General features: G+C 68.3%; 6 protein-coding genes. 2 read left to right on the forward strand and 4 right to left on the reverse strand.

What is annotated here, in order from left to right:
* Positions 1-39: 39 nt before the first annotated feature.
* A complete protein-coding gene (locus FFS52_RS16925; protein ID WP_137810360.1) occupies positions 40-1,158 on the forward strand; it encodes an NDMA-dependent alcohol dehydrogenase in 1,119 nt (372 codons plus the stop codon).
* Positions 1,159-1,267: 109 nt separating this feature from the next.
* Entirely contained in the window at positions 1,268-1,906 is a 639-nt protein-coding gene (locus tag FFS52_RS16930) for a Pr6Pr family membrane protein (protein WP_137810361.1), read from the forward strand.
* Here FFS52_RS16930 and FFS52_RS16935 read toward each other — a convergent pair.
* The 4 genes from FFS52_RS16935 to FFS52_RS16950 form a co-directional block, all read right to left on the reverse strand.
* Positions 1,903-2,556, reverse strand: a complete 654-nt coding sequence (locus FFS52_RS16935) for a TetR/AcrR family transcriptional regulator (RefSeq protein WP_137810362.1) — start codon at positions 2,554-2,556, stop codon at positions 1,903-1,905. The genes FFS52_RS16930 and FFS52_RS16935 overlap by 4 nt on opposite strands.
* 8 nt (positions 2,557-2,564) lie before the next feature.
* Positions 2,565-3,737 (reverse strand): acyl-CoA dehydrogenase family protein, encoded by a 1,173-nt coding sequence (locus FFS52_RS16940; protein ID WP_010840516.1) that lies wholly within the window; start codon positions 3,735-3,737, stop codon positions 2,565-2,567.
* A gap of 59 nt (positions 3,738-3,796) precedes the next feature.
* Positions 3,797-4,957, reverse strand: coding sequence for an acyl-CoA dehydrogenase family protein (locus FFS52_RS16945; protein WP_137810363.1), 1,161 nt, complete (start codon positions 4,955-4,957; stop codon positions 3,797-3,799).
* Between the two features lie 109 nt (positions 4,958-5,066).
* Positions 5,067-5,867, reverse strand: a complete 801-nt coding sequence (locus tag FFS52_RS16950) for a TIGR03084 family metal-binding protein (protein ID WP_137810364.1) — start codon at positions 5,865-5,867, stop codon at positions 5,067-5,069.
* Positions 5,868-6,128 lie beyond the last annotated feature (261 nt).

Consider the following 6,128-nt stretch of genomic DNA (forward strand, 5'->3'; position numbering starts at 1 on the left):
CCCCATCCGCCCTCGAGTACACCCAAGGAGCACGATTTCATGTCTCTCACCACCAAGGCAGCCGTCCTCACCGGACCCGGAAAGCCGTTCGAGATCGTCGAACTCGACCTCGACGAGCCCCGCGAAGGCGAGGTGCTGATCAAGTACACCGCGGCCGGCCTGTGCCACTCCGACCTTCACCTGACCGACGGCGACCTCCCGCCCCGCTATCCGATCGTGGGCGGCCACGAGGGTTCGGGGATCATCGAGGCGGTCGGCCCGGGCGTCACCAAGGTCGAGCCCGGCGACCACGTGGTCTGCAGCTTCATCCCCAACTGCGGCACCTGCCGCTACTGCTCCACCGGCCGGCAGAACCTCTGCGACATGGGCGCCACCATCCTCGAGGGATCGATGCCCGATGGCACATTCCGATTCCACGGTGGCGGTGACGATTTCGGAGCCATGTGCATGCTCGGCACCTTCGCCGAACGCGCGACGATCTCGCAGCACTCGGTCGTCAAGGTCGACGAGTGGTTGCCGCTCGACAAGGCAGTGCTCGTAGGTTGCGGCGTGCCCTCGGGCTGGGGCACCTCGGTGTACGCGGGCGGCGTGCGTGCCGGCGACACCGTGGTGATCTACGGCATCGGCGGCCTGGGCATCAACGCGGTGCAGGGCGCGGTGTCGGCCGGGGCCAAATACGTCGTGGTCGTCGACCCGGTCGCGCTCAAGCGCGACACGGCGCTCAAATTCGGTGCAACACATGCCTTCGCCGACGCCGCCGAGGCCGCGGAGAAGGTCAACGAACTGACCTGGGGGCAGGGTGCCGACCAGGCCCTCATCCTCGTCGGCACGGTCGACGCGGAGGTCGTGGCCAACGCGACCGCCGTCGTGGGCAAGGGCGGGACGGTCGTCATCACCGGTCTTGCCGATCCGACGAAGCTGACCGTGCAGGTCTCCGGAACCGATCTGACCCTGAACCAGAAAACCATCAAGGGCAGTCTGTTCGGCTCGGCCAATCCGCAGTACGACATCGTCAAACTGCTGCGCCTGTACGACGCGGGGCAGCTCAAGCTCGACGAACTGGTCACGCAGACCTACACCCTCGACCAGGTCAACGAGGGCTACCAGGATCTGCGGGACGGCAAGAACATCCGCGGGGTCATCATCCACGCGGAGTGAATACCCGGTCGGTTCGCCCGAGGTGCCGTCTCCCTCGGGCGAACCGGCCACCCACGTCGCCGGGCGGACTTCCCGGTCCGCGCCCGCACGAGGTGCTTGAATCACACATGTGACCGTGACCTGGTGGATACGTCTGCTCCGCATCGCCTTTGCCGCCCTGGGCGTCACCGCGCTCGTGTATCAGGCGGTGCTGCGCTACGGCGACGCCGGCTTCACGCTCGCGAACTTCTTCAGCTACTTCACGGTGCTGAGCAATATCTTCGCCGCGCTCATCCTGCTCGTCGGCGGACTGCTGGCCCCGGCAAGCCCGGCCTGGGAGTGGTGCCGCGGGGCGGCGACCACCTGCATGGTCATCACCGGGATCGTCTATGCGCTTCTGCTGCAGGGCATCGACGTCGATGTCACCTACGCCTGGGTGAACGACGTGCTGCATCGCGTCATCCCGCTGGTGATGCTCCTGGACTGGATCGTGGTGCGCGCCCGGCGACTCCCCGAGCGGGCGTGGCTGTCCTGGCTGACGATCCCGCTCGTGTACGGCGTCTACACCTTGATCCGCGGGCCGTTCGCGGACTGGTATCCCTACCCGTTCATCGATCCGCGCGGGCAGGGTTATCTGTCGATGACGATCTCGCTCATGGTCGTGTTCGTCGGCATGGCCTTCATGTCGTTCGGCGTCTACTGGGTCGGCACCCGCGGTCGGCGACCCGATGCGCCGGAACCCGGACACCCCGCCGCCGAACGCGGTTAGTCCGCGTCCGGCGGGTCCGCGGGCGCGCTCCCGAACGCCGCGACGAGCTGCGCCGACCAGGTGTCGACGACCAGCGCACGCCGGGCGGAGTCATCGGACAGCGTGTCCGCCAGGCCGAGTCCGCGCGCCATGTCCAGAGTCGCCTGCACCAGCCGGTAACCGGTCTCGTCGTCCGGGGCCACCCCCATCGCGGCCATCGTCCGCTGATGGGCCGCGCGGGCGAACTTCGCTTCGAGTGGCAGGATGAGCCGCCGCAGCGCCGGGTCGGACGCGGCGGCGGCCCAGACCTGGAGTGCTGCCTTGAATTCGGTGCCGGTGTAGACGTCGACGGCCCGCTGAACGGCGCGGATGACCCGGTCCGGGGTCACTTCGTCGGCCGCCTCCGGCGATGCGTGCGGATCCCCGACGGCAGCGCGGGTCATGTCCTCGAAGACCTGCTCGAGTGCCGCGGTGATGAGGGCTTCGCGCGTCGGGAAGTGATGTTGCGCCGCACCGCGGGACACGCCGGCACGTTCGGCGACCGCGGCCACGGTCGCGGCGGCCCAGCCGTCCGCGGCCAGCGCGTCGACCGTGGACCGCAACAGGCGCTCGCGGGTCAACCGCGAGCGTTCCTGTTGCGGGGAGCGGGTGTTCGCCGACGACGTGGTCACCGCGAGCCTCAGTAGGACTTCGGCAGCCCGAGGCTGGTCTGCGCGACGAAGTTGAGGATCATCTCCCGGCTCACCGGGGCGATGCGGGCGATCCGGGCGAGGCTCAGCATCGGCGCCAGTCCGTACTCGGTGGTCAGACCGTTGCCGCCCAGGGAGTGCACGGCCTGGTCGACGACCTTCACACAGGCCTCCGCGGCCGCGTACTTCGCCATGTTGGCCGGCTCGGCGGCGCCCCAGTCGTCGCCGGCGTCGTAGAGGGTCGCGGCCTTCTGCATCATCAGCTTGGCCATCTCGAGCTCGACCTTGCCCTGGGCGAGCGGGTGCGCGATCGCCTGGTGCGCACCGATCGGCGTCTTCCACACCGTGCGCTCCTTCACGTACGACACCGCCTTGTCGAGCGCGAACCGGCCCATCCCGACGGCCGACGCCGCGGCCATGATGCGTTCCGGATTGAGCCCGGCGAACAGTTGACTAAGGGCAGCGTCCTCGGAGCCGACGAGCGCGTCGGCGGGCAATCGCACATCGTCGAGGAAGAGCTGGAACTGCTTCTCGGGGTTCTGCAGTTCCATGTCGATCATGGTGTACGAGAAGTTCTCGGAGTCGGTGGGGACGATGAAGAGCGCGGGCTTGAGGTTGCCGGTCTTCGCGTCTTCGGTGCGGGCGACGATCAGCACGGCCTGCGCCTGGTCGACGCCGGAGATGTAGACCTTCTGGCCGGTGAGCAACCAGTCCGAGCCGTCCCGACGGGCCGTGGTGGTGATCTGGTGGGAATTGGAGCCGGCATCGGGTTCGGTGATGCCGAAGGCCATCGTGATCGAACCGTCAGCGAGTCCCGGCAGCCAGCGCTGCTTCTGCTCGTCGGTGCCGAACCGGGCGATCACGTTGCCGCAGATGGCCGGTGAGACGACGAGCATCAGCAGTCCGGTGCCCGACGCGGCGATCTCCTCCATCACGATGGCGAGCTCGTACATACCGGCACCGCCGCCGCCGTACTCCTCGGGGAGATTGACCCCGATGAAGCCGAGCTTGCCCGCCTCGGCCCACAACTCGTCGGTCTTGCGGCCGGTGCGCGCGCACTCACGGAAGTACTCCTGTCCGTATTTCGCCGCGAGTCCGGCGACCGCCGCGCGTAGCTCGGCGCGTTCGGTGGTCTCCACGAACGGATTGGTGTCCACGGTCATGTCGATGCTCCCTGTCTCGGTCTTCGATGTGGTTCGGCGGCAGACGGTTTCGGCGCCGGTCAGGCCTGGTAGCCGAGCCGTTTGGCGGCCAGTCCGTTGAGGATCTCGGTGGTGCCGCCACCGATTCCGATGATGCGCATGTCGCGGTATTGCCGTTCGACCTCGGTGCCGGTCATGTAACCGAGACCGCCGTGCAGCTGAACGGCTTTGTTGGCCACCCACTCCCCCGCCTCGACCGCGGTGTTCTTGGCGAAGCACACCTCTGCGATGAGGTCGTCGGTGGAGCTGACCTTCCGTTCGACGACGGCCCGCGTGTAGGTGCGGGCGATGTCGATGCGGCGTGCCATCTCGATCAGCGTGTCCTGCACCGACTGCCGCGCGATGATCGGTTTGCCGAAGGTCTCACGGTCGCGCGCCCACTGCAGGGTGAGGTCGAGGCAGCGTTGCGCACTGGCGTACGCCTGCACCGCCAGACCGGACCGTTCGGTGACGAAAGCGGTTGCTATCTGCGCGAATCCGGAGTTCTCCGGTCCGACCAGGTTGGTGACCGGCACCCGCGCATCGACGAAGGACAGTTCCGCGGTGTCGGAACTGCGCCACCCCATCTTGTCCAGCTTCCGCGTGACCTCGAAGCCGGGTGTGCCCTTCTCGACGACGAGCAGTGAGACGCCCGCGGCTCCCGGTCCTCCGGTGCGGACGGCGACGACGACGAAGTCGGCGCGGACCGCGGAGGTGATGTAGGTCTTGGAACCGTTGACGACGTAGTGGTCCCCGTCGCGCTCGGCCTTCGTCGTCAGGTGGCCGACGTCGCTTCCGCCGCCGGGTTCGGTGATCGCCAGGCTCCCGATCTTCTCGCCCGCGAGCGTGGGCCGCACCCACCGGTCGATCTGGTCGGGGTCGCCGGCGGCGATCAGGTGCGGCAGGGCGATGCCGTGGGTGAACAGCGACGCGAAGACGCCACCGGCCGCGCCGGCGTAGTGGAGTTCCTCGCCGAGGATCGTGCTGTCGATCAGATCACCGCCGGAGCCACCCACCTCCTCGGGGACCCCGAGCCCGAACAGACCCAGTTTGGCCGCCTCGATGTGCAGTTCACGGGGGATGGCACCCTCGCTCTCCCAGTCGTCCTGGAACGGGAGGATGTGTTTGTCGACGAACCGGCGCACGGTGGAACGCAATTCGAGGCGTTCGGGCGTCTCCCAGATCGGACTGGCGATGGGCATCGTGTTCTCCTGTCGGACTGCGTGCGACTGCGTGCTGCTGCGATCGGACGATTCGGCTGCGTAAGGGGGCGGTGGACGTCAGCGGCGGACGGTGACCACGACGGGCGTCTCAGCTGGCCCGCGGTTCGCGACCCGGCCCGGGCGGACCTGCGAAACACTGTGCGATACCCGACCATTCGACCGCGTCGGGCCCGATGAGCTCGAGTTCGAGGTCGGCGAGTGCTCGTCGCTGGGTCACCAGGAAGCAGAAGTCGAGGGCCGGCCCACACACGCTGTTCGACGCGTCGTCCGGGCCCCAGGTCCAGACCTCGCCCGACGGCGCGGTGAGCGCGTAGTGGAACGGCTCGGCCGGCGGCGTGCGGCCGTTGACGATGTAGGCGAAGTCGCGTGTGCGGACGCCGATGTGGGCAACGCTGCGGATCCGATCGGTCGGCACGACGGGAACACCGAGGGCGTCGGCGACATCGAGGCCGTGCGCCCATGTCTCCATCAGGCGCGCGGTCGCCATCGACGCCGCGGACATCGGTGGCCCGAACCAAGGGATCTTGACGCCGGCCGGTACCTCGCGCAGCGCGTCGGCGAGACGGTCGCGCGCCGCCCGCCACCCGGCCAGGATCTCGTCGGCAGGTGCGGCGGCCCCCGCTTCGGCGGCGTCGTCGACGTAGGTCGCCACGCTGCTCGCCGCCTCGGAGAGCAAGGCGCCGAACCGGTCCGGGTCGGTGGCCGCGATCGCCGCCACCTCGTCGGTCCACGCCAGATGCGCGATCTGGTGCGCGATCGTCCACCCCGTCGCCGGCGTGGGGGTGGCCCAGCCCGCATCGTCGAGACCCGCGACGAGCGTGTCGAGCTGCGCGGATTCGGCTTCGAGGTCGGCGACGACGGCGATCACGGCTGCTTGTCCCTCAGGCATGCGATCACCCTCACACACGGCATCAGAAGAATCAAGCGCGCTTGATTGTTTTTCCCGCAGGGACGACCCGGCGCTTTCACCACCGGTGGTTGAGCCGGCACCGAGCGGAGCGAGGCGCCGAGTCGAAGCCACTCGACAACCCGCGCCCCCACCGCTGGTTTCAGTGTCAGGGTTGTCTAGCCACTTCGGTGGTGGTTGGGTTCTGACCATCAGGCATCTGGCTCTACCGCTGGTTACCGCCCCTGGCTGTATTGGGCTGGT

It is taken from the genome of Gordonia sp. ALPHA1B1 (assembly GCF_005502615.1).
Lineage (GTDB): Bacteria > Actinomycetota > Actinomycetes > Mycobacteriales > Mycobacteriaceae > Gordonia > Gordonia hongkongensis.